The 22,693-nt window shown below is 62.3% G+C and carries 21 protein-coding genes and 1 tRNA gene; 15 read left to right on the top strand and 7 right to left on the bottom strand.

Annotated elements, in window-relative coordinates; all coding sequences use genetic code 11:
* Nucleotides 1-25: 25 nt before the first annotated feature.
* The 3 genes from CK226_RS06105 to CK226_RS06115 form a co-directional block, all read right to left on the bottom strand.
* Nucleotides 26-2,116: an O-antigen ligase family protein gene (locus CK226_RS06105; protein ID WP_095791323.1), complete on the bottom strand. Its 2,091-nt coding sequence runs from the start codon at nucleotides 2,114-2,116 to the stop codon at nucleotides 26-28.
* Nucleotides 2,117-2,259: 143 nt separating this feature from the next.
* Nucleotides 2,260-2,334: transfer RNA gene (locus CK226_RS06110), tRNA-Gln, on the bottom strand.
* Nucleotides 2,335-2,459: 125 nt separating this feature from the next.
* Nucleotides 2,460-2,804 (bottom strand): VOC family protein, encoded by a 345-nt coding sequence (locus tag CK226_RS06115; RefSeq protein ID WP_095770963.1) that lies wholly within the window; start codon nucleotides 2,802-2,804, stop codon nucleotides 2,460-2,462.
* 223 nt (nucleotides 2,805-3,027) lie between these two features.
* On the opposite strand from CK226_RS06115, the gene ppdK reads away from it, so the two are divergent.
* On the top strand, nucleotides 3,028-5,706 hold the full coding sequence (gene ppdK, locus CK226_RS06120; RefSeq protein ID WP_095791324.1) for a pyruvate, phosphate dikinase: 2,679 nt from the start codon (nucleotides 3,028-3,030) through the stop codon (nucleotides 5,704-5,706).
* A gap of 206 nt (nucleotides 5,707-5,912) precedes the next feature.
* Entirely contained in the window at nucleotides 5,913-6,653 is a 741-nt protein-coding gene (locus CK226_RS06125; protein WP_095791325.1) for a polysaccharide deacetylase family protein, read from the top strand.
* 31 nt (nucleotides 6,654-6,684) lie between these two features.
* On the opposite strand, the gene CK226_RS06130 is transcribed toward CK226_RS06125, so the two are convergent.
* Nucleotides 6,685-7,074 carry a DUF427 domain-containing protein gene (locus tag CK226_RS06130; RefSeq protein WP_095770961.1) on the bottom strand — a complete coding sequence of 130 codons (390 nt, stop codon included), beginning with the start codon at nucleotides 7,072-7,074 and terminating at the stop codon, nucleotides 6,685-6,687.
* Nucleotides 7,075-7,206: 132 nt separating this feature from the next.
* Nucleotides 7,207-7,563: a hypothetical protein gene (locus tag CK226_RS06135; protein ID WP_095770960.1), complete on the bottom strand. Its 357-nt coding sequence runs from the start codon at nucleotides 7,561-7,563 to the stop codon at nucleotides 7,207-7,209.
* Nucleotides 7,564-7,884: 321 nt separating this feature from the next.
* Here CK226_RS06135 and CK226_RS06140 point away from each other — a divergent pair, with 321 nt between their 5' ends.
* Nucleotides 7,885-9,513 (top strand): fatty-acid--CoA ligase, encoded by a 1,629-nt coding sequence (locus CK226_RS06140; RefSeq protein ID WP_095791326.1) that lies wholly within the window; start codon nucleotides 7,885-7,887, stop codon nucleotides 9,511-9,513.
* Between the two features lie 80 nt (nucleotides 9,514-9,593).
* Nucleotides 9,594-10,379, top strand: coding sequence for a DUF1499 domain-containing protein (locus tag CK226_RS06145; protein ID WP_095786592.1), 786 nt, complete (start codon nucleotides 9,594-9,596; stop codon nucleotides 10,377-10,379).
* A 70-nt stretch (nucleotides 10,380-10,449) separates the two neighbouring features.
* On the opposite strand, the gene CK226_RS06150 is transcribed toward CK226_RS06145, so the two are convergent.
* A complete protein-coding gene (locus tag CK226_RS06150) occupies nucleotides 10,450-11,406 on the bottom strand; it encodes a LacI family DNA-binding transcriptional regulator (RefSeq protein WP_245437668.1) in 957 nt (318 codons plus the stop codon).
* Nucleotides 11,407-11,645: 239 nt separating this feature from the next.
* Here CK226_RS06150 and CK226_RS06155 point away from each other — a divergent pair, with 239 nt between their 5' ends.
* From CK226_RS06155 to CK226_RS06175, 5 genes are all read left to right on the top strand, one after another.
* Nucleotides 11,646-12,686 carry an ABC transporter substrate-binding protein gene (locus CK226_RS06155; protein ID WP_095770956.1) on the top strand — a complete coding sequence of 347 codons (1,041 nt, stop codon included), beginning with the start codon at nucleotides 11,646-11,648 and terminating at the stop codon, nucleotides 12,684-12,686.
* Nucleotides 12,687-12,722: 36 nt separating this feature from the next.
* On the top strand, nucleotides 12,723-13,760 hold the full coding sequence (locus tag CK226_RS06160) for an ABC transporter ATP-binding protein (RefSeq protein WP_095771417.1): 1,038 nt from the start codon (nucleotides 12,723-12,725) through the stop codon (nucleotides 13,758-13,760).
* Complete coding sequence (locus tag CK226_RS06165; RefSeq protein WP_095791327.1) at nucleotides 13,757-14,644, top strand: ABC transporter permease; 888 nt, start codon at nucleotides 13,757-13,759, stop codon at nucleotides 14,642-14,644. Before CK226_RS06160 ends, CK226_RS06165 begins: the two co-directional genes overlap by 4 nt.
* Nucleotides 14,645-14,714: 70 nt before the next feature.
* Nucleotides 14,715-15,428, top strand: coding sequence for an ABC transporter permease (locus tag CK226_RS06170; protein WP_245437669.1), 714 nt, complete (start codon nucleotides 14,715-14,717; stop codon nucleotides 15,426-15,428).
* Entirely contained in the window at nucleotides 15,371-16,363 is a 993-nt protein-coding gene (locus tag CK226_RS06175) for a 5'-methylthioadenosine phosphorylase (RefSeq protein ID WP_245437670.1), read from the top strand. The genes CK226_RS06170 and CK226_RS06175 overlap by 58 nt, the downstream gene beginning before the upstream one ends.
* 36 nt (nucleotides 16,364-16,399) lie before the next feature.
* On the opposite strand, the gene CK226_RS06180 is transcribed toward CK226_RS06175, so the two are convergent.
* The gene (locus CK226_RS06180; RefSeq protein ID WP_095786586.1) at nucleotides 16,400-17,308 is read right to left on the bottom strand and encodes an MBL fold metallo-hydrolase; all 909 of its coding nucleotides are present in this window, start codon (nucleotides 17,306-17,308) and stop codon (nucleotides 16,400-16,402) included.
* Between the two features lie 114 nt (nucleotides 17,309-17,422).
* Here CK226_RS06180 and CK226_RS06185 point away from each other — a divergent pair, with 114 nt between their 5' ends.
* From CK226_RS06185 to rfbD, 6 genes are all read left to right on the top strand, one after another.
* Nucleotides 17,423-18,013 carry a biotin transporter BioY gene (locus tag CK226_RS06185; protein WP_027046626.1) on the top strand — a complete coding sequence of 197 codons (591 nt, stop codon included), beginning with the start codon at nucleotides 17,423-17,425 and terminating at the stop codon, nucleotides 18,011-18,013.
* Nucleotides 18,014-18,077: 64 nt separating this feature from the next.
* The gene (locus CK226_RS06190; RefSeq protein WP_095791330.1) at nucleotides 18,078-19,097 is read left to right on the top strand and encodes an NAD-dependent epimerase; all 1,020 of its coding nucleotides are present in this window, start codon (nucleotides 18,078-18,080) and stop codon (nucleotides 19,095-19,097) included.
* A 132-nt stretch (nucleotides 19,098-19,229) separates the two neighbouring features.
* Nucleotides 19,230-20,111: a glucose-1-phosphate thymidylyltransferase RfbA gene (gene rfbA / locus CK226_RS06195; RefSeq protein ID WP_095791331.1), complete on the top strand. Its 882-nt coding sequence runs from the start codon at nucleotides 19,230-19,232 to the stop codon at nucleotides 20,109-20,111.
* A 3-nt stretch (nucleotides 20,112-20,114) separates the two neighbouring features.
* Entirely contained in the window at nucleotides 20,115-20,666 is a 552-nt protein-coding gene (rfbC, locus tag CK226_RS06200; protein WP_095770851.1) for a dTDP-4-dehydrorhamnose 3,5-epimerase, read from the top strand.
* 20 nt (nucleotides 20,667-20,686) lie between these two features.
* Entirely contained in the window at nucleotides 20,687-21,757 is a 1,071-nt protein-coding gene (rfbB, locus tag CK226_RS06205; RefSeq protein ID WP_095770953.1) for a dTDP-glucose 4,6-dehydratase, read from the top strand.
* Nucleotides 21,754-22,638 (top strand): dTDP-4-dehydrorhamnose reductase, encoded by an 885-nt coding sequence (gene rfbD / locus CK226_RS06210; protein ID WP_095791332.1) that lies wholly within the window; start codon nucleotides 21,754-21,756, stop codon nucleotides 22,636-22,638. Before rfbB ends, rfbD begins: the two co-directional genes overlap by 4 nt.
* Nucleotides 22,639-22,693 lie beyond the last annotated feature (55 nt).

Raw genomic sequence — 22,693 nt, forward strand, 5'->3', positions numbered from 1 at the left:
GCCGCACACGCGGCATGCCGGCCGCCTAGAAATAGGTTCTCGGCGCGATAAGGTTGTTCTGCTGGCGCAGATAGAAACAATAGAAGCCGAATGCGGCAGCAAACCACATGAAGGCCTCGCCCATCGCCAGCCGGTTGTTCGAATTGCTGAGGATGGTGAGGGCAAAGAAGACCAGCGTCGAGATATAGCAGGGCCAGGCGACCGGCGCGATGAGCCTGGCCCGCGCGGCCAGCAGGACCTGCCTGGCCGACCAGATGTAGAGAAAGGCAAAGAAGGCCAGCCCGACCACGCCATAGCGCACGGCTATCTCCAGATAACCGTTGTGGAAGACGTTAAAGATCATCGGATGATAGGTTCTGTTCTGCCATTCGGTGAGCCAGCTGGAACTGGCTCCGAAGATCGGGTGGCGTTTCCAGACCTCGATCGCGTCGTACCACAGCATGAGCCTTTCCCTGGCCGCGAGCGGGACCGTACTGCTTGCGATGGCGCGGTCGAAGGCCGGCAAGACGCCATGGCTCAAAACATCCGAAACCAGCCCCCTGACGAAGATCATGGTGTCGCCGGCCGTGGACCAGAAGATGTCGTGTGCGGCGACAACGCCGGCTGCCACGATTGCCAGCACACCGCCCCCGACCATCAGCTCGCGGCGATGGCCTCTCGTCAGCGTCATGACTGCCAACACGAGCAGGGCGAGCGCCAACGCGAGCCAGACCCCCTTTGATCGCAGCGCAATGATGTTGACGAGAGCAAACACAAGGACGGCTGTCGATAGCGCCCAGTGCAGGCTCCTGGTCACTTTGTCCAGGTCGGTTCTTTGGGCCGTGTAAGCCATGAACTGCAGCGTGCACAAGAAGATGAAACCAGCCGACACCGACGCATGGATGGGATTGTTGAAAAGCCACGGCTCCGGTCTGGTGCCGTGAAGCATGTCCGAATAGCCGGTGTCAGCCGCCAGGAAGACAAGGCTGAGGATCATGAACCAGAGGACGAGCCGCGCCGGCCGCCTGACAAACAGCAGGAGGGCGAAGCCGGTCGTCGCATAAAACAGCGGAAACAGATAGATGCCTTCGGCGCTGCCCAACTGGTGGGTGCCTAAATAGACGATCGCCAGTCGGATGAAGGCATAGAGCGACCAACCCATGCACAGACCGCCGACCCAACCGATCAGTGGCTTGCTGTAGGTCCACAAATCCACCCTGAACCAGCGGATGAGCGCGACCAAGGCCAGGGCCAGGCCCGCATAGCGATAGGTGTGGCCTTCGCGCCAGACCGCCGAGACCAAAGCCAGAATGGCGAGTGCCGCAAGCAACAGAAGCAGGGTGTTGCGCGGCGTGTCCTCCCTGGCGTAGTCCACGGTTTCCCGCGGCAAGGGCGGCCGCAGCAGCACGTGGTGCAGGCGGCGCAGCTCGTCGATGGCTCGCAATGCCCCGGCACTTAGCCGACTCGGCCCGCGAAGCCTTGCGGATTTATAGCTGCCCGAAGGGCCGGCTATGTCGGAAATCGCGCTGCTCCTGGCAAAGCCAAGCACGTTTTGGCGAGCCGAATAGACTTTCAGGCCGGTATCCCAAAATCGTTCGAGTGCGACGTCCCACGGCATTTTCATCACCGCGAGCGCCGACAACAGCCCCTGTGCCCCCTCCCGTGTCACCAGATAGGCGGCGGCCGAGCCTTGTGGGCCATGCAGCGCTCGACCAATCTCGTCGCCTTGCGTCGTCGCCACGGCACGCATGAAGAAGCTCATGCGATGGTTGGTCAGCTTTATGACGTCGAAATCCGGCACCGCGGCAATGATGGCCTCGATGCGCCGTATGGTGTTTTCGCCGAAGAAGACGTCGTCCTCGACAATCAGGCCATGGGCGCCGCCGCCGGCCAGGAACGTTTCCAGCGCTTGGATATGGCTGCGATAACAGGCATATTCGCCGGGCAGGATGTCGCGCCCGCTCAGCTTGCGCGCCGTTGGAAGATCGATCTCCGTCCAGTCCTCCTTGGCGAGCGCCCGGCCGTCGATGGCGGCAACGCGCTGCAAGGTGAGCCCGGCCGCCTCGGCGCTGGCGCACAATTCGCTCCAGCGACCGGTTTGGCGATCGAGGTTGATGGCGAAGATAGGAAGGTTCATTGAAATTCCACGTTGGACCGCCACCCCTTCGATGACCTTGTATGGAAAGGGGGAGATGTTCAAGGCGATACTGTTCAGGCCATGTGCAACATGGCGGCCCCGATTTGCCGGCCCTCATCTGTCCAGAACGGACCTTGTGCGCTTGGCTGGGGCGCCAGGATTCGAACCTGGGAATGTCGGTACCAAAAACCGATGCCTTACCACTTGGCGACGCCCCAATAGCCGTCAGAGTCGCTTGTGCGGCGCGTTATTAGCAGAGCAGCCGAAAAGCACAATGCTTATGCGAGGGCAGGAACGCCCCGATCGAGCAATCCACAAGGCAGCCGGATCCCATTCGGGTGGGCTATTGCCCCCAGACAGCCAGCTCATTTCCGGCCGGATCGACGAAGTGGAAGCGCCGGCCGCCGGGAAACGGGAAGATCGGCTTGATGATCGTGCCGCCTGCACTTTCGACGGCGCCGAGGGTTTCCTCGAGGTCGTCGCTATAGAGCACGGGCAGCGGCTTGGCTGGTGCTTCCGCGGCATCGGCCTGAAAACCGCCATCCAGGCCCTCGGCAAAGGCCGAATAGGTTGGCCCGTAATCGGTGAACGACCAGGCAAAGGCGGCACTGTAGAAAGCCTTCAACCGGTCCAGCGTGCCGCCGGTCGCCGGCATTTCCAGATAGTCGAGTTTTCCGGTCAGTTGCATGGAGCACCTTTGTTCTCTTTATGTTCTAGTCATCAAGTCGTGAGGTGGCAAGTCTTTTTGACGCATGCCCAAGCGAGGCTTTTTCTTAATCGATTGTAGCGGCGGGACGGCTCCGCCGGCGCTTGCCTTTCGCACTGCAGCATCATATCGGTCCAAAGTCGGACCAGGGTGGAACCTTCCGTTTCGCCAATCTTTCCAATCTCCTGCAACCGGAGAGCAAAGCATGACCAAATGGGTTTTCACCTTTGGCGATGGTGCGGCGGAAGGCCGTGCCGGCGACAAGAATCTGCTGGGCGGCAAGGGCGCCAACCTGGCCGAGATGTGCAGCCTGGGCCTGCCGGTGCCGCCAGGCTTCACCATCACCACCGAGGTCTGCAATGCCTACTATGCCAATGGGCGCGCCTATCCGGCGGGGCTGGAAGGCGACGTCGCGGTCGCGCTCGATCACATCGGCCGGCTGACCGGGCGCCGGTTCGGCGATCCGTCGAAGCTGCTGCTGGTGTCGGTGCGCTCCGGGGCTCGCGCCTCGATGCCGGGCATGATGGACACTGTGCTCAATCTTGGCCTCAACGACGAAACGGTCGAGGCGCTGGCCACCGATTCCGGCGATGCGCGCTTTGCCTATGACAGCTACCGCCGCTTCATCCAGATGTATTCCGATGTCGTCATGGGCCTCGATCACGAGGTGTTCGAGGAAATCCTCGAAGACCAGAAGGCAAGCCTCGGCCATGAGCTCGACACCGAGCTGACGGCCATCGAATGGCAAGGCGTGATCGCGCTCTACAAGGCCAAGGTCGAGGAAGAGCTCGGCAGGCCGTTCCCGCAGGATCCGCAGGAGCAGCTCTGGGGCGCCATCGGCGCGGTGTTCTCGAGCTGGATGAACAACCGCGCCATCACCTACCGGCGCCTGCACGACATCCCCGAAAGCTGGGGCACGGCGGTCAACGTCCAGGCCATGGTGTTCGGCAATATGGGCGAGACTTCGGCCACCGGCGTCGCCTTCACCCGCAACCCATCGACCGGCGAAAAGCAGCTCTATGGCGAATTCCTGGTGAACGCACAGGGTGAGGATGTCGTCGCCGGCATCCGCACGCCGCAGAACATCACCGAGGCCGCCCGCATCGCCGCCGGCTCCGACAAGCCGTCGCTGCAGAAGCTGATGCCGGATGCCTTCCAGTCCTTCGTCACCATCTCCGACAGCCTGGAAAAGCACTATCGCGACATGCAGGACCTCGAATTCACCATCGAGCGCGGCAAGTTGTGGATGTTGCAGACCCGCTCGGGCAAGCGCACCGCCAAGGCGGCACTGAAGATTGCCGTCGAAATGGCAAGGGACGGCCTGATCACGAAGGAGGAAGCCGTCGCCCGCATCGACCCGGCCTCGCTCGACCAATTGCTGCACCCGACCATCGACCCGAAGGCCGCGCGCGACGTCATCGGCGTCGGCCTGCCGGCATCGCCGGGCGCTGCCACCGGCGAGATCGTCTTTTCCTCCGGCGATGCGGAGGACCTGAAGGCACAGGGCCGCAAGGCGATCCTGGTGCGCATCGAGACCAGCCCCGAGGATATCCACGGCATGCATGCGGCCGAGGGCATCCTGACCACGCGCGGCGGCATGACAAGCCACGCCGCCGTCGTCGCGCGCGGCATGGGCAAGCCTTGCGTCTCGGGCGCCGGGTCCCTGCGCGTCGACTACAAGGGCGGCACGCTGCTCTCGATGGGACAGACCTTCCGCAAGGGCGACATCATCACCATCGACGGCGGCAACGGCCAGGTGTTGAAGGGCGCCGTGGCGATGCTGCAGCCCGAACTGTCGGGCGATTTCGCCGCGATCATGGAATGGGCCGACGCGGTGCGGCGCATGAAGGTGCGCACCAACGCCGAAACGCCGCTCGATGCCCGCATGGCGCGTTCCTTCGGCGCCGAGGGCATCGGACTTTGCCGCACCGAGCACATGTTCTTCGACGGTGCCCGCATCGTCGCCATGCGCGAGATGATCCTGGCCGACACCGAGAAGGACCGGCGTGCCGCCCTTGCCAAGCTTCTGCCCATGCAGCGCTCGGATTTCCTGGAACTGTTCGAGATCATGGCCGGCCTGCCGGTGACGATCCGCCTGCTCGATCCGCCGCTGCACGAATTCCTGCCCAAGACCGAGGCCGAAATCGCCGAGGTCGCGGCCATCATGAATGTGTCGCCCGACAAGCTCAGGCAGCGCACCGAGGCCTTGCACGAATTCAATCCGATGCTTGGCCATCGCGGCTGCAGGCTGGCCGTCTCCTATCCCGAGATCGCCGAGATGCAGGCACGCGCCATTTTCGAGGCTGCAGTCGAGGCCGGCCAGAAGGCCGGCGCGCTGGTTGTGCCCGAGATCATGGTGCCGCTGGTCGGCCTGGTGAAGGAACTCGACTACGTCAAGGCGCGCATCGATGCGGTCGCCAAGAGCGTCATGGATGAGAGCGGCGTCAAGATCGATTACCTGACCGGCACCATGATTGAGCTGCCGCGCGCGGCGATCCGCGCCCATGTCATTGCCGCTACAGCCGAGTTCTTCTCCTTCGGCACCAACGACCTCACGCAGACCACGTTCGGCATCTCTCGCGACGATGCGGCCTCGTTCCTGGAGACCTACCGCCAGAAAGGCATCATCGAGCAGGATCCGTTCGTCTCGCTCGACATCGATGGCGTCGGCGAACTGGTGCGCATGGCCGCGCAGAAGGGCAGGGCGACACGCCCCGACATCAAGCTCGGCATCTGCGGCGAACATGGCGGCGACCCGGCATCGATCCGCTTCTGCGAGGAGGTCGGGCTCGACTATGTGTCGTGCTCACCCTATCGCGTGCCGATCGCCAGGCTGGCGGCCGCGCAGGCCGCGGTACAGGTGGCGAAAGCGGAGCGCGGATAGGGAGATCAAGGCATTGCGCAATCGCACCGAGATGAAGCGGGAGCGTGCTGTCTGAAGGACGACTGATCATCAGGCTACCGAATGGCGCTTGCACCAGTGCGGTCAAATTGCCGCGCCATGCATTTTTCTGCTATCCATCGTCCGATTTCCGCCTTCATGCGGGTCTTTGGATGCCGGCTTGAAATCGCCAATCAGGAATTCGGTTGATGCGTCTGCTGCAAAGACATCTCTGCACGATCGCCATGTCGTTGGTGGCTGTATGCACCGCCCATGCCGCGACGCTGGTCGAGCCCACGCTGCACATCAAGCCCGCGGCGAGCGGAGCGGGCCGCGTTGCGCTCACGCTCGACGCCTGCGACGGACAGACCGACACGCGCATTCTCTCGGTGCTGGTGGAAAACAAGATCCCCGCCACCATTTTCGTCACCGGAATCTGGCTGAAGCGCAATGCGGCGGCCGTCGAGATCATGCGGGCGCATCCTGACCTTTTCGAACTGGAAAATCACGGCGGCCACCACATTCCGGCGGTCGACTCGCCGCAAAAAATCTATGGCATAAAGAGCGCCGGAAGCCCGGATGCCGTGCTGGCCGAAGTCGAGTCAGGGGCCGCGGCGCTTGCCAGGACCGGTGAGCCGGCGCCCAAATGGTTCCGCGGTGCAACCGCCGAATATAGCCCCTCGGCGATCGCGATGATCCGCAAGCTCGGCTTCAAGATTGCCGGCTTCTCGATCAATGGCGATGGCGGTTCGCTACTCGGCGCCAAGGAAACCGCCAGGCGCATCGCCGCGGCCAAGGACGGCGACGTCATCATCTCACACATCAACCAGCCGACCCACGCCGCCGGCGAGGGCGTGGTGCAGGGTCTGCTGGCGCTGAAGGCCAAAGGCGTGACCTTCGTGCGCCTCGACGACGCCGACGGCACGGGCAATCACGGTACCACGGACTGATCCCGCAGCACGTGCTGGAGCTGACTCTTGCTCAACCCGGCTTGGCTTCGATCGTGACCTTGCTGGCGTAGAACGCACCGTGGTCGCGGATTTCGGTCATTTCGTCGAAAGGCCGCTCGTAAGCCCACATCGCATTCTGACCGGTTTCGCCGGCAGGCAGCACGCTCCAATAGCTGGCATCGCCCTTGTAGGGGCAATGGGTCGAGTGTTCGGTGCCGCTCAGCCTGTCGAAATCGATGTCGGCGAACGGAATGTAGAAGACGGCGGGATAGGGCGCTTCGGTCAGCACCTTGGCCTTGGTGGACGACGCGATGACCGTATCGCCGGCGCGCACCGTGACGGTGCCGATATAGGGCTCGATGGTGATGATCTTGTCGGGGTTGCGCTGGAAGCCGGGGGCCGGATTGGCGATCTTGTCCATGCTGGTTCTCCTTGCGTGGCCCCTTAAAGTGTGGCGGGCACAGCTGTTGCGCAAGGTGGGTTCGGATCACGAAAACAGGCGCGCCAATCGCCGAGGCGTGGCACGACAGGGCTTTCGAGCGTCAGCCGAGGCTCAGGCGGCGGTCTTGAATGCGTCCATCAGTCCGGCATAGGCGGCCGCGATGCCCGCAACCGGGTTGCTGCTTCTGGAAACGGTCTCGACTTTCAGCGAGCCGCCGCCGGTCGGCAAGGTGAGCAGCAGGAACTGGCGATTGCCTCCAGCGCCGACGGATGCGGCCGCGACGTGCTGGCCTTCCCCTTCGTTCTGGACGCACATCTTGAACAGCAGCGTGCCGCCGACCGCTTCAAGCGCGCCGCCGACAACTTCAACAAATTCGTCTTCGGAAACAGTCTTTTCGTCCGGCACCAGATCGGCCAGGCTTTCGGCAAGTGTGCTCTCAAGGGCTTTTTCGTCGAGCTGCGTGTCCATGCGAACCTCTTTCAGTCGCCAATCGCCCCCTTTACCCGTTAACGAAGCTTAACGCCGACGATGGCCGGATTGTGGCGGATTTCCCGGTCATTTCGTGGGATAGGACACCGTCGCGGCTGACATGTTTTTGACCCTCCTGCCATCGCGGTGGCACGAATGCCCAGCAGTCCAAAATCCAAAACATGTCAAAATTCAACTGCTTGCCGTTGCGGCACGGGTCCCGAAATTCGTGTCCCGCGCGAGCGGGTGACTGGACAATCCGCCGGTTCGCTTCACAATGCGCCAAAGCTACGACGCAAAATGCGCGAGGGAGGAAACCGGATGCTGGGGCTGATGCAGGAATGGCCGCTGCTGTGCCACAAGCTTATCGACAACGCCGAACGGCAGCATGGAGTGCGCGAGATCGTGTCGCGCTCAATCGAGGGGCCGATCGTGCGCACCACCTATGCCGACCTCCATCGTCGTTCTCTCAAGGTCGCCCAGCGGCTGGAGCGGGACGGTTACGGGTTGGGCGACCGCATCGCCACACTGGCCTGGAACACGGCGCGCCACCTCGAGGCCTGGTACGGCATCATGGGGGTCGGCGCGATCTATCACACGCTCAATCCGCGCCTGTTTCCCGAGCAGATCGTCTGGATCATGAACCATGCCGAGGACAAGGCCGTCTTCGTCGACCTCACCTTCATACCGCTGCTGGAGAAGATCGCCGGTGCCGTCAAATCGCTGAAGAAGGTGATCGTGCTGACCGACAAGGCGCACATGCCGCAGACGACCTTGCCCAATGCCGTCGCCTATGAGGACTGGCTTGACGAGGTCGATGGCGACTTCGCCTGGAAGACTTTCGACGAAGGCACCGCAGCCGGCATGTGCTATACATCAGGCACCACAGGCGATCCCAAGGGCGTCGTCTACAGCCACCGCTCGAACGTGCTGCACGCCATGATCGCCGCCATGCCCGACGCGATGGGCCTGTCGTCGCGCGACACGATCCTGCCGGTTGTGCCGATGTTCCACGCCAATGCCTGGGGCCTTGGCCAGAGCGGGCCGATGATCGGCGCCAAGCTGGTCATGCCCGGCTGCAAGATGGACGGCGCCTCGATCTATGAATTGCTCGACACCGAGAAGGTGACCTTCAGCGCCGCCGTGCCGACCGTCTGGATGATGCTGCTGCAATATCTGGAGGAGACCGGCAAGAAGCTTCCCTATCTGAACAAGGTCGTCATCGGCGGTTCTGCCTGTCCACGCGCGATCATGACCAAGTTTCAGGAGAACTACGACGTCCAGGTCATCCACGCCTGGGGCATGACCGAAATGTCGCCGCTCGGCACATTGTGTACCTTGAAGCCGGACTATGCCGGTCTCCAGGGTGAAGCCCGGCTCGATGTGCAGCAGAAACAGGGCTACCCGCCCTTCGGCGTCGAAATGAAGGTGACCGACGACGACGGCAACGCGCAGCCCTGGGATGGAAAGACATTTGGCCGTTTGAAAGTGCGCGGACCGGCCGTTGCCCGCGCCTACTATGGCGGTGTTGGCTCCGAGCAGTTCGACGAGGACGGGTGGTTCGACACTGGCGACGTCGCTCACATCGACGCCGGCGGCTACATGCAGATCACCGATCGCGCCAAGGACGTCATCAAGTCCGGCGGCGAATGGATTTCGACCATCGAGCTCGAGAACCTGGCCGTCGGCCACCCGGACGTCGCGGAAGCCGCGGCCATCGGCGTCCATCATTCGAAATGGGGCGAGCGGCCCTTGCTGGTCGTCGTCGCCAAGCCGGGCAAGGAGCCGACCAAGGCGGATATTCTCGGCTTCATGGACGGCAAGGTGGCCAAGTGGTGGATGCCCGACGATGTCGCTTTCGTCGGCGAAATACCGCATACCGCGACCGGCAAGATCCAGAAGATCACCTTGCGCCAGCAGTTCAGGGACTACCGCCTGCCGACGGATTGAGGGGATGTTGCGTGTTTCGGCTTCAAGCCGCCGCGAAAAGGCACTAAACCTCCGTCCGGGCTGGGGCAACGCAGAGAACCATGGTTAGCATTCCCGAACGGCGAACGTCGAAGGCTGCCGGCTGGTCGCGCCGCACGGCCGCGTTTTCAGCGGTGCTTTTGCTGACCGACTTCGTCGGCCACCGCTTCGATCTCGTCGAAACGCCGGTGTTCCTGTGGGTGCTCGGCATCGTCGCGTTGCTGGCGGCGCTGGCGCTGCTGTTCGCCGCCTTCGCCTTTTCGAGACTATGGAAATTCGGCGATCGCGGCGGCCGCGACCTGACCGTCGGCGCCTTGCTGGCAATGCTGGTGCTGGTTCCCTATGGCGTTGCCGCCTACTGGGCGACGATCTACCCGCCGCTCAGGGACATTTCGACCGATTTCGATGAGCCGCCCGCGCTCGACGTCAGCGAGCGGACCAAGGACATGAATGTGCTGTCCCCATCGACGCCGGGCGAACAGAGGCTGCAGGCCGACAGCTATCCGCTGGTCACCGCGCGCAGCTACGACCTGCCATTCGAGACCATCGTCAATGCCGTCGAAACCGTGCTCGACCGGCGCAGCTGGGATCTTTCCGAACCCTATCCCGACCTTGCCGGGCAAAGCGACGTGACCATTACCGCTGTCGCCAAGGGCTTCGTGCTCGGACTTCCGGCCGATGTGGCGATCCGCGTGACGGACAATGGCGATAGCGTGATCGTCGATATGCGGTCGGCTTCGCGTTACGGCCGCTACGACCTCGGCGACAATGCCTCGCGCATCACCGATTTCCTGGCGGAACTGGATCAGGAAGTCGCCGGCCAGGTCGGGGCGGCGCCTGCCGAGTGAAGTCCAGAACATCTTGGGCCAGGCGGATTTGCGCCGTGCCGCACAAATGTGGCTTCAGTCTGCGAACGGACTATTCGGCCGGCTCGAACCTGCCTTGCAGCAAGATCGTCGCGACCGGACCAAGCGGATTGGCGATCCGGCTCTCGAGGACTTCGATAAGTTTGTGCCCGACGTCTGCCATGTCTACCGAATGAACGCCGATCTTCGCCGGCAGGAAGCGCGCAAGACGCGTGTTGTCTCGGGTAACGATGTGGACGTCGCGGCCAGGCTCAAGACCGCGCCTGCCGAGAGCGTGCAATGCTCCCAGCAGGCCCAGTTCGTTGGCGCATGCCAGGCCGGTCGGCGGATCTGACGACGCCAGCAGGTGATCGAACCATGCAGCGCTCGATTCCATCGTGAGCGTGCCATGACCGATCAGCGATGGGTCGAGCGGAATACCGGCCTCGGCCATCGCCCTTGCATAGCCTGCAAGACGCATGACACTCGCCTGATCCTCCGGAACGAGAAGCTGCAGCGCAATGCGTTGACAGCCCTTGTCCATGAGCCGTCGGGTGGCCTCGTAGGCAATCTGTTCATTGTCGATATCGACGTAGGGATACGCGATGTCCAGGTCGGTTCTTCCAAACGCCACGAACGGGATGCGTTCATCCAGCAGTAGCTTGACGCGCGGATCGTCCGAGACCATGCGCGTGATGATCAGGCCGTCCGCGCTGCGCGCCTGAAGCAGACGCTGCACGCTTTCGACGGGATCGTCGTCGGGCGTGGTGGAATAGATGGATAGACTATAACCCGCTCTCCTCGTCGCCAGCGTCATGCCCTCGATCAAGGGAAGCTTCGCCAGGTCGGAGAGGTAGTCGCGCGTTTCCATCGGCAGCACTGCCGTCAGCGTCAGGGTTCGTCCGGTTTTGAGCGCGCGACCGTGATGATTTGGGACATAGCCGACCCGCCTTGCCACCTCCTTGACGCGCGCCATGGTCGAGGGATGCACTTCCGGCCCGTCCTTGAGAGCGCGCGACACCGTGGTCACCGAAAGGGAAAGTTCCGCCGCGAGCTGTTTTAGATTGGCCATTGTCGCCTGACTTCATTTGCGAATGCGCCGGCTGATTTTGCTGACCGTCGCAACGTTACCGGATTCCACCTCACGGTCAATCCAAGCTCTTGCTAAAGCGCCTTGACTCTGGCGCCTTTGGATGCAATCGTAACGTTACGATTAAAAGAAAACAGCTCTTTTGAGCGACATTTCGATGAATCCTAGGAGGAGAACCTATGTCCTGGCTACGCATTTCCTTGGCCGCAATCGCAGTCACCGCTGCCTTGCCCGTCTGTGCTCAGACGGTAACCATCACGACCGCGGGCGGCGATTATGGCAACGCCGTGAAAACGGCTATGTGGGGCCCCGCTGCAAAGGAGCTTGGCTACGACGTCCGCGAGGAGACGCAGAGCGACGGCCTGGCTGCCCTGAAGATGCAGGTCACCTCGGGTGCGGTCTCGACAGACATCATTCACCTGGGCTCACCGGAAGGCGCGCAGGCGGCCGCACAGTCTCTGCTGGAGCCGCTCGACTACAAGATCATCGATCCAAAGTCCGTGCCGGACGGCGCAAAGTCCGACTACTGCTATCCGTTCGACTCCTATGGCACCGTCATGTCGTGGAGCACCAAGACCTATGGCCAGAATCCACCGAAGACCTGGGCTGAGTTCTGGGACGTCGCCAAATTCCCGGGCCGTCGCGCCCTGCGCGCCAACGCGCAAGACTTGATCGAGATCGCGCTGCTCTCCGATGGCGTGGCGCCGGCGGACGTCTATCCCACGCTCAGCACGCCAGAGGGCCTGGCGCGCGCCATCAAGCGGCTTGAGGCGATCAAACCGAATGTCTCGGTCTGGTGGACTTCGGGAGCCCAGTCAGCGCAATTGCTGAAAGACGGCGAGGCGGATCTGGTCGTGACCTGGAATGGGCGAGCCCAGACGGTGAAGGCGGATGGTGGCGCGGTCGACTATACATTCAAAGGTTCCGTAATCGGCACGGACTGCCTTGGGGTGCCGAAGGGAGCGCCCAACAAGGAAGCGGCCATGAAGCTGATCGCTGCGATGACGCAGCCCGCACGGGTGGCGAAGCTGACCGACTTCATAGCCTATGGTCCGGTCAATCCTGCGGGCTATGAGGGCGGTCTTATCCCCAAAGATCGTCTGAAGACCTTGGCGACGGCTCCTGAAAATGCCGGAACTTCGGTGTTCTCGAACGCGGATTGGTGGGTCAAGAACGGCGAGGCCGCCCAAAAAGCCTTCGATGAAATGATGAACCGCTGAGCCTCGAATTCGTCAACTCTAGGGTTGCAGCACATGATGAAGTCGCTCCCGATCACCATCGACAGCGTGCGCAAGGCCTATGGGTCTTACGTCGCGCTGGATGATGTCTCACTCGACATTCGGGCTGGCGAATTCCTCACATTGCTGGGGCCATCCGGGTCGGGCAAGACCACGCTGCTCATGGCTTTGGCCGGTTTTGTCCGACCCGATCGCGGTAAACTCTTGTTGGGGGATCGCGACATCACTCGCCTGGCCCCCAACAAGCGGGACATCGGCATAGTCTTTCAGAACTATGCCCTGTTTCCACACATGAACGTCCTGGCGAACGTCGAGTATCCGTTGGCACTGCGCAAGACACCGAAAGCGGAGGCGCGTCGGCGAGCGCTTGACGCCTTGGCCCGCGTCAAGCTGGACGGTCTGGCGGAGCGCGACATTGCCGCATTGTCCGGCGGCCAGCGCCAGCGGGTGGCGTTGGCGCGGGCGATCGTCTTTGAGCCACGCGTGATGCTGATGGACGAGCCGCTGTCGGCGCTCGACAAGAATCTGCGCGAAACCATGCAGTACGAAATCCGGCGTCTGCACGATGATCTGGGGATCACCACGATCTATGTGACGCACGACCAGCGCGAAGCACTGATCATGTCAGACCGGGTTGCGGTGATGAACTCCGGCCGCATTCAGCAGATCGATACGCCACAGCAGATTTATGATCGTCCATCGACCCGCTTCGTCGCGGAGTTCATGGGCGAGGCCAACATTGTGGGCCCAGGAGCAGCACGCAGAATCGACGGCGCCGATGCGTCGCACGAGACCCTGATGATCCGCGCGGAAAGCTTCCATCTTGATGCGAAAATCGTCGGACGAGACGGGGTGGCGCTTGAGGGAACGCTGCGTGCCAAGGCGTTTCGCGGCGAGAACTGGCTTTTGACTCTGGCGCTTGATGGCGGCCAGGAGATCCTGGTCTGCATACCGTCCGCACTTGCCGGCGGCTGCGCCGAACTCGCCACCGGTCAGCGGGTGACCGCCTATGCGCCAGCAGCGAAAGTTCACCCGATACCGGGAGCGGTAGCGTGACCGTCCTTGCCGATCCTGCGCTGGCGGCAGACGCTCGACGCGAGCGGCGGTTCTTCCTCTCGCTTTCACTGCCTGCGCTTTTCATCGTCGGACTGGCGGCGATACTGCCTATCCTATGGATCATCCGGCAATCCTTCCTGACCACGGGCGGCGACTATACCGTCGGCAATTACGAGAAGGTGCTGTCGAGCGGGTTGACATGGGCGGCACTCGTGACAACCGTTGAGCTGTCCTTTGGAACGCTGGCGTTCTGCATTCTTCTAGGCACCCCGCTGGCGCTCGCCCTCGCCAGCGTCAGGCCAAGGGTGGCCAATTTGCTGATGGCCTTCGTCATGCTGCCGTTGTGGACCTCCATTCTGGTGCGCACCTATGGCTGGCTCGTGCTGTTGCGGCGCGAAGGCCTGATCAACACGGCCTTGACAGGTTCGGGCCTGACAGCGGAGCCATTGCCGCTGGTCTACAATTTCACCGGAACGCTGATCGGCATGGTTCACTACATGCTGCCGCTCTTTCTGCTTCCCGTTTATGCCGCGATGCGCGATATCGACGCCAACCTTGTTCGCGCCTCGGCGAGCATGGGAGCCACACTTGCGCAAACGATCCGCACCGTCATCCTGCCCCTTTCGACCGGCGGCATCTTCTCGGGCTCATTGATCGTCTTCATCTACACCATAGGCTTCTTCATCACGCCGGCGGTGCTGGGCGGCGGCAAGGTAAATCCTCTCTCCATCCGCATCGAGCGCACGCTGTCGACCTTTCAGGACTGGGGGTCGGCGAGCGTCCTGGGCATTCTGCTCCTCGTTCTTATGGCGCTGATCGGCATGATGTTCCTGGTGGCGCGCCGACTGATGGCGCGCAACAAATTCGGTACGGCCCATGCTTGAAGCCTATCCAGACAACAGGCTGGCCCGCATTCTCCTATGGAGCTTTTGCGCGCTCGTATTGGCGTTCTTGATGCTGCCGACGCTGGTGGTAGTGCCGCTCTCCTTTTCAGCGTCCGATCTTCTCGAATTTCCGCCGCGCGCATACTCGTTGCGCTGGTACGGGAATTTCTTCGGTTCGGCGACATGGATGGCCGGGCTCAGGACGAGCCTGATCCTTGGGACATTGACGGCGATGGTCGCAGTGCCCCTGGCGCTGCTGGCCTGCATCTCGATCAACCGGCTCGGAGGAAGGACCGCCTTGGCCATTCAGGGCGCTCTGCTCACCCCGTCCATCGTGCCGGGCATCCTGCTTGCGATCGGTCTCTTCTTTGTGCTGGCGGCGCAACGTCTGGTCGGAACGCTGTTCGGCGTGCTGGTCGGGCATGTGGTGCTGGCCATTCCAGTCGCCTGCATTGTGTTGTTGCCCGCTCTGGCCCGCTTTGACTGGAACCAGGTTCAGGCGGCGCGCAGCCTCGGCGCAAACTGGGCGAGAGCTATTGGCGGGATAATCGTCCCGCAACTTCAGATCAGTCTGTTGTCGGCAACGTTGATGGCCTTCCTGACGTCACTCGACGAGTCCGTCATTTCGATCTTCGTCGCCAGCGGTCAAAACAGCACGCTGCCGAAGCTCATGTTCCTGTCGCTGCGCGACCAGATCGATCCGACCATTGCGGCAATCTCGACCTTGTGGACCGTCATCGTCCTGGTCGCCGTCCTGATCGTGAGCCTTCGCCAAAAATCCTGACAGAGACTGGAAACATGCCTGCAGATCGTCAAGCAGCCGGTGCTGCCGCGGATCAATCAACGGAAATCCCTCAGGTGGGGTTGGCCATCATCACCGGCTCGGCAAACTGGGGGCTTGCCTTCCCGGAAGATGTTGAATTCGAGGGTGTGCGCACCTTGCGGCGCGACATGAGTTTTGAAACGCCTTTCGGCCGCACCGACAATTGGAAGCTGCTCGAGTTCGATGCGTCGATCACCGTCGAAGGTGAAGCAAAACGTGCCTTGTGCATGTATTCGCACGGCAATCCCCGCGACCATATCGACCATTCCTGTCATCGCCGCGCGTTCTGGGTCTTGATGCAAGCGGGTGTAAGGCAAGTGCTGTCCTGCTCGACCATCGGCGCCGTCAACAAGGCGATCCAGCCCGGCGACATGGTGGTGAATGCCGATATCATCGAACTGACGCAGACCCCGTTCTCACTGCTTCCCGGCCGGCAGAGCTTCGACTGCTCGGGCAAGCAGATCGTATGTCCAAGATGTGCGGCGGTTCTGGTCGAAACAGCCCGCCGTCATTGGCCGGCCGAATGCCGCGTTCATGGCATCGAGCAGCAGTTGGTGGCTGGCCACTGTTACGGTCCGCGGCTGACCACCCCGGCCGAAGCCTTGGCGTTTCGAAGCATGGGGGCGGACGTGCTCAACCATTCGATCGCGCCTGAGGCAACCTTGTCGCGCGAGATTGGTGCGTGTTTCGTGCCTCTTGCGTTCGTGACGGCAGGTTTCAACGACTATATGGACCGCAATCGCCAGAAATTGCTGCAGGAGGACGTGTTGCCGAGCCTCTCCATGACAGCCTCGCGGGTCGCGCTGGAGACCGCGGCACGACTTCCGGTCAATCCGGAATGCTCTTGCCATGGTTTGAAGTCGCCTCAACCGGAAGAGCGCGCCAGCCGGTTCTGAGGCAGGGCAATTGCAAGGTCGTGGCGAGGTCTTGGATTAGCCAGCCGGCGTGAAAATACCGTCGATGGCGGGGGCGGCATCCGTCGACACCACGCCGCGCGCCACCAGGTCCTCGAGATGGGCAAGCACCGACAATCCTGCGGCGCCATGCAACCGGGGATCTGTATCCCTGTAGATCGCCTTGACCATGTCGGGAACCGTCCGGTCCCCGGCTCTGACCCGCTCCAATATGGCCCGCTCGCGCATTTTGCGATGCGTCTTCAATCCCCGCATGAAAGCGCGCGGCTTGGCGACCGGCCCGCCGTGCCCAGGCAGCAGCAGGCGGTCGTCGCGCTCGATCAGGCGGTCCAGCGATGCCATGTAGTCGGCCATGGCCCCGTCCGGCGGCGCGACAATCGATGTCGCCCACGCCATGACATGATCGGCCGAAAACAGGATGCCGGTTTCTTCCAGCGCGAACACCGCGTGATTGGCGGTGTGGCCGGGGGTCAGAACCGTACGGATCGCCCACCCGTCGCCGGCCACCAACGCGCCGTCCGGCAGTGCGATGTCGGGAATGAAAGCGGTGTCGGCGCTGGCGTCTAGCGCATTGGTCTCGCCGATATGCAGTGGCCTCGCCGGCCGGTGCGGCCCTTCCGCCATCACCAAGGCGCCGGTGCGCTCCTTCAGTCGGGCCGCCAGCGGGGAATGGTCGCGATGCGTGTGGCTGACGAAGATATGGCTGACCGGCCTGCCGGCGATCACGCCGAGCAAGGTCTGAAGATGCGCCTCGTCATCTGGCCCGGGATCGATTACCGCCAGCGTGTCGCGCCCGACGACATAGCTGTTGGTGCCATGAAAGGTGAAGGGGCTGGGGTTCCGGACCGTGACGCGCTGCACGTCCGGGCCGACGTTCACGCCCTGGCCGTAGTGCGGATCGAAGCTGGTATCGAATTTGAGAGCCATGTCGGCACATTGTTCCCGGAACGGCAAAACCGATTGCCGCATAGCACGCAAGCCAATATAGGAAAACGCAGGATCGCGATTATCGGATCGCGCTGGACCGGATTGGGGAAGACCATGGCAACTGCAACCACGATGCGCCCGCTTGTTTCTCTGGCTTTGCCGCAGGAAGGCGCGGCGCGGCTGGCAACACAGCTTTTCCTGGCGATCGCCGGAACGCTACTGCTGACCCTGTCGGCCAAGACCAAGGTTGTGCTGGGGCCGGTCGACATCTCGATGCAGACGCTGGCCGTCTTGCTGATCGCCGCCGCCTTCGGCCTGCGCCTCGGCGTCGCCACGCTGCTGCTCTATATGGCGGAGGGCGCGATGGGCTTCCCGGTCTTCCAGGGCACACCGGAGAAGGGCATTGGCCTTGCCTACATGGTTGGTCCGACGGGTGGCTATCTCGCGGGCTTTGTCGTCATGGCGGCGATTGTCGGCTGGGCCGCGGATCGCGGCTGGGATCGCCACCCGATCAAGCTTTTCAACGCTATGCTGGTTGCCGAAGTGGTGATGATGGCGATGGGCTTTGCCTGGCTGGCGCTGCTGATCGGCCCGGAAAAATCCTGGCAGTTCGGCGTCGTGCCGTTCATCGTTGGCGATCTGATCAAGGTCGCGCTGGCGGCAAGCCTTGTGCCGGCCGTCTGGTCGCTGCTGAAGCGCTCCTGAGGCCTGTAGGAAGATTGGCGTGCCATAGACGTCAGGGATCCATTCCCGAGGATGGGCGCTTCCGATGAAGGTTCTGGTCACCGGCGCCGCCGGCTTCATAGGCTATCATGTCGCCAGGCGGCTCCTGGAGCGTGGCGACGAGGTTGTCGGCATCGACAGCGTCAACGACTATTATGATCCGCGGATCAAGCAGGCGCGGCTGCGGCTGCTGGCCGAAGCCAGCCAAGGCACCAATGCCGGCTATCATTTCATCCATGGCAATCTTGCCGACAGAGAAATCGTGGACGGCTGCCTTGCCGATCATGGCTTCGACCGGGTGATCCATCTCGCCGCCCAGGCGGGAGTGCGATACAGCCTGGAAAACCCGCGCGCCTATGTCGAAAGCAACATCGTTGCTTTCACCAACATGCTGGAGGCCTGCCGCAATGCCGGCATTGCGCACCTGACCTATGCCAGCACCTCGAGCGTTTACGGCGCCAACACCGACATGCCGTTTTCCGAGCACCGCCCGGCCGATCATCCGCTGCAGTTCTACGCCGCGACCAAGCGCGCCAACGAACTGATGGCGCACAGTTACAGCCATCTGTTCGGATTGCCGACGAGCGGGCTGCGGTTCTTCACCGTGTACGGGCCTTGGGGGCGCCCCGACATGGCGCTGTTCCTGTTCACCAGGAGCATCCTGGCCGGCGAGCCGATCAAGCTGTTCAACAATGGTAACCACACGCGCGACTTCACCTATATCGACGACATCGCCGAAGGCGTGATCCGGACCAGCGACAGCCCTGCAGCCAGCAATCCCGCCTGGGATTCCGGCCATCCGGATCCGGCAACGAGCAGCGCGCCCTGGCGTATCTTCAACATCGGCAACAACAATCCGGTGAGGCTGACCGCCTATGTCGAGGCGCTGGAAAGCGCGCTTGGCCGCAAGGCCGTCATCGAGCTCTTGCCGCTGCAGGCCGGCGACGTGCCGGACACCTTCGCCGACACTTCCGCGCTGCAGGAGGCTGTTGGCTACCGCCCCGGCACGTCCGTGTCAGACGGGGTAGGGCGGTTCGTCGAGTGGTACCAGGCGTATTTTGGGTAAGGTGGCTGAGGTCATGTCCTGGCGTGCGGAACAGGCCTCTGCTGTGTCGCGTGCCGCATTGACAAGCCATTGAATGAAACCTAAGCACGGTCGATCAGGGCCGGGGGGCTTCGGCATGTCAAGGAGAGCTTCTTGAAAGGAATTATCCTTGCTGGAGGCAGTGGAACGCGTCTTTATCCACTGACATTAGCAGTCTCTAAGCAAATCCTTCCGATATACGACAAGCCGATGATTTATTATCCGCTGAGCGTACTGATGCTCGCGGGAATCCGTGAGATTCTGATTGTTTCGACACCGCGCGATCTGCCGGCTTTTCGTGATTTACTCGGCGACGGATCGGAGTTCGGGCTGGCGTTCTCCTACGCCGAGCAGCCGCAGCCCAATGGTCTTGCGGAAGCTTTCATTATCGGCCGGGATTTCATCGGCAAAGACAGCGTCGCGATGATTCTTGGCGACAACATCTATTTCGGTGACGGCCTGTCGCAGCTTTGCCGCGCCGCCGCTGCGCGCGAGGCGGGTGCTTCGGTGTTCGCCTACCATGTAGAGGATCCCGAGCGCTATGGTGTCGTGTCCTTCGACAAGGCGACCGGAACCGCGCTGACGATTGAGGAAAAGCCGCAGAAGCCGAAGTCGAACTGGGCTGTCACCGGTCTCTATTTCTACGACAATGACGTGGTCGACATCGCCCCGACGATCCTCCCCTCGGCGCGTGGCGAGCTCGAGATCACGGCGGTCAACAATGTCTATCTCGAGCGCGGCAAGCTGCACGTGCACCGTTTGGGGCGTGGCTATGCCTGGCTCGACACCGGCACGCATGACAGTTTGCACGAAGCCTCTTCTTTCGTGCGCACGATCGAACATCGGCAGGGCATCAAGGTTGCTTGCCCTGAGGAGATCGCCTTCGAGCAGGGCTGGCTGACGGCAGAGCAAGTGCTGCAACGCGCAACCCGGTTGGGCAAAAATGAATATGCCGCCTATCTGCGGCGGCGCGTCGCCGATCTGTTGGAGGGCTAAGCTTTGGAGATCAGGTCCCTCGGCATCGATGGCGTGCTGGAAATCGTCCCCAAGCGACATGGCGATGCACGCGGCTTCTTCATGGAAACCTACAATGCCGAGCGGTTTTCGCAGGCAGGCATCGACTTGGTTTTCGTGCAGGACAACCACTCCTATTCCGCGACGGCAGGCGTGTTGCGAGGGCTTCACTACCAGCTCGAGCCGCGGGCCCAGGACAAGCTGCTGCGCGTCATCAGGGGCGCGCTGCTGGACGTCGCGGTCGACATTCGCCGCAGCTCGCCGACTTTCGGAAAATGGGTTGCGCTCGAAATTACCGCCGAAAAGGGCAATCAGATCCTGGTGCCCAAGGGTTTCGCCCATGGCTTTGTGACGCTCGTGCCCGACACCGAGGTTCTCTATAAGGTTACCGACACCTATTCGCCCGAGCACGATCGGTCTGTCCGCTTCGACGATGCCGTCATCGGCATCGAATGGCCTTCGGTGGCTGGCGGATACCAGCTTTCGGACAAGGACCTCAAGGCGCCGGTGCTCGCCGAGGCCGAAGTGTTTGCCTGATGGGCATGAAGGATGGCGGCATGAATTTTCTGGTGACAGGCGGGGCTGGCTTCATCGGTTCGGCGGTGTGTCGGCATCTGTGCGCCAATCCGGCCTACAGGGTGACCAATCTCGACAAGCTCACCTATGCCGGCAACCTGGCCTCGCTGCGGCAAATCGAGAACGCGCACAATTATCGCTTCGCACAGGCCGATATATGCGACGAGAAAGCGGTGCTCGACATAATGCGCCGTGACGATATCGACATCGTCATGAACCTTGCCGCCGAGAGCCATGTCGACCGCTCGATCGATGGGCCTGGCGCCTTCATCGAGACCAACATCGTCGGCACCTACCGCATCCTCAATGCGGCGCTCGAATACTGGCGCGGCCTTGCCGACGACAGGAAAGGCCGGTTCCGCTTCCATCACGTGTCGACCGATGAAGTGTTCGGCGACCTGCCTTTCGATGGCGGCATGTTCGTCGAGGAGACGCCCTACGCGCCGTCCTCGCCCTATTCGGCTTCGAAGGCGGCCTCGGACCATCTGGTCCGCGCCTGGCACGAGACCTACGGCCTGCCGGTCGTGCTCTCCAACTGTTCGAACAATTACGGCCCCTATCATTTTCCCGAAAAACTGATCCCGCTCGTCATCCTCAACGCGCTCGACGAAAAGCCGCTGCCGGTCTATGGCGCCGGCGCCAATGTGCGCGACTGGCTGTTCGTCGAGGACCATGCGCGCGCGCTGGAGCTGGTTGCAACCAAAGGCACGCCGGGCGAGAGCTACAATGTCGGCGGCAATTCGGAGCGGACAAACCTCAGCGTCGTCGAGACGATCTGCGACCTGCTCGACAGCAGGCGCCCCCGGGCCGGAGGCAAGAGCTACCGCGACCTGATTTCCTTCGTCACCGACCGCCCCGGCCATGACCGCCGCTATGCCATCGACGCATCGAAGATAAGCCGGGACCTCGGCTGGGCGCCCAACGAGAATTTCGACAGCGGCCTGGCCAGAACCGTGGACTGGTACCTCGACAACAAATGGTGGTGGGGGCCGATCCGCGAGCAGAACTATGCCGGCGAAAGACTGGGCGAAGCCCGCAAGGGGGCCGCGTGAGGCTCGTCGTCACCGGACGCGAAGGCCAGGTTGTTTCGAGCCTTCTGGAAGCCGGCCAGCTTGCCGGCGTGGACGTCATCGCCATTGGCCGTCCGCAGCTCGACCTGGCAAACCCCGACACCGTGATCGAAGCCATTGCTGCGGCCAAGCCTGACATCGTCGTGTCGGCTGCCGCCTACACGGCCGTGGATCAGGCCGAGGATGAGCCCGATCTGGCATTCAGGGTGAATGCCGTCGGCGCCGGCAAGGTGGCGGAGGCCGCGGGCCGGCTTGGCGTTCCCGTAATCCACCTTTCGACCGACTATGTCTTCGACGGCAGCGCTTCCGGTGACTATGTCGAAACCGATGCAACCGCGCCGGCCAGCGTATACGGCGCCTCCAAGCTCGCCGGTGAACAGGCGGTGGCATCAGCCAATCCGCGCCACCTGATCCTCCGCACCGCCTGGGTCTACAGTCCGTTCGGCAAGAATTTCGTCAAAACCATGCTTCGGCTTGCGGCCGACCGCGACGAGATTGCAGTGGTGGCCGATCAATGGGGAAACCCCACATCAGCGCTGGATATCGCCGACGCTGTCCTGCATGCCGCGGCACAGCTGCATGGCAACAAGAGCTTTGCCGCTTTCGGTGTCTATCATCTGGCCGGCACCGGCGAGGCCAACTGGAGCGGCTTTGCCCGCCATATCCTGGACACAAGCCTGGCGTTTGGTGGTCCCTGGGCGCGGGTGAGGGACATTGCTACGATGGACTATCCGACCAAGGCACGCCGTCCGGCCAATTCCCGGCTATCGAGCGCGAAATTCGCCTCCGCCTTCGGCTGGAACGCGCCGGACTGGCGGCAATCGACGGAAGCGGTGGTGCGATCTCTTACTCGGCACCCTTGATGACGTCCTTGGCTTTCGTGAACCCCGCGTTTGCCTGGACCTGAGGGACGGCGAT

The sequence above is a fragment of the Mesorhizobium sp. WSM4311 genome (assembly GCF_002295115.1).
Taxonomy (GTDB): Bacteria; Pseudomonadota; Alphaproteobacteria; order Rhizobiales; family Rhizobiaceae; genus Mesorhizobium.

Bases quoted from the DNA above. Each gene is read 5' to 3' on its own strand.
- CK226_RS06180 (WP_095786586.1), bottom strand. From the start codon at position 17,308: ATGGCTCTCAAATTCGATACCAGCTTCGATCCGCACTACGGCCAGGGC.
- CK226_RS06125 (WP_095791325.1), top strand. From the start codon at position 5,913: ATGCGTCTGCTGCAAAGACATCTCTGCACGATCGCCATGTCGTTGGTG.
- CK226_RS06115 (WP_095770963.1), bottom strand. From the start codon at position 2,804: ATGCAACTGACCGGAAAACTCGACTATCTGGAAATGCCGGCGACCGGC.
- CK226_RS06130 (WP_095770961.1), bottom strand. From the start codon at position 7,074: ATGGACAAGATCGCCAATCCGGCCCCCGGCTTCCAGCGCAACCCCGAC.
- CK226_RS06170 (WP_245437669.1), top strand. From the start codon at position 14,715: ATGCTGCCGACGCTGGTGGTAGTGCCGCTCTCCTTTTCAGCGTCCGAT.
- CK226_RS06135 (WP_095770960.1), bottom strand. From the start codon at position 7,563: ATGGACACGCAGCTCGACGAAAAAGCCCTTGAGAGCACACTTGCCGAA.
- CK226_RS06140 (WP_095791326.1), top strand. From the start codon at position 7,885: ATGCTGGGGCTGATGCAGGAATGGCCGCTGCTGTGCCACAAGCTTATC.
- CK226_RS06155 (WP_095770956.1), top strand. From the start codon at position 11,646: ATGTCCTGGCTACGCATTTCCTTGGCCGCAATCGCAGTCACCGCTGCC.
- CK226_RS06190 (WP_095791330.1), top strand. From the start codon at position 18,078: ATGAAGGTTCTGGTCACCGGCGCCGCCGGCTTCATAGGCTATCATGTC.
- CK226_RS06160 (WP_095771417.1), top strand. From the start codon at position 12,723: ATGAAGTCGCTCCCGATCACCATCGACAGCGTGCGCAAGGCCTATGGG.
- rfbB (WP_095770953.1), top strand. From the start codon at position 20,687: ATGAATTTTCTGGTGACAGGCGGGGCTGGCTTCATCGGTTCGGCGGTG.
- ppdK (WP_095791324.1), top strand. From the start codon at position 3,028: ATGACCAAATGGGTTTTCACCTTTGGCGATGGTGCGGCGGAAGGCCGT.
- CK226_RS06145 (WP_095786592.1), top strand. From the start codon at position 9,594: ATGGTTAGCATTCCCGAACGGCGAACGTCGAAGGCTGCCGGCTGGTCG.
- CK226_RS06185 (WP_027046626.1), top strand. From the start codon at position 17,423: ATGGCAACTGCAACCACGATGCGCCCGCTTGTTTCTCTGGCTTTGCCG.
- CK226_RS06105 (WP_095791323.1), bottom strand. From the start codon at position 2,116: ATGAACCTTCCTATCTTCGCCATCAACCTCGATCGCCAAACCGGTCGC.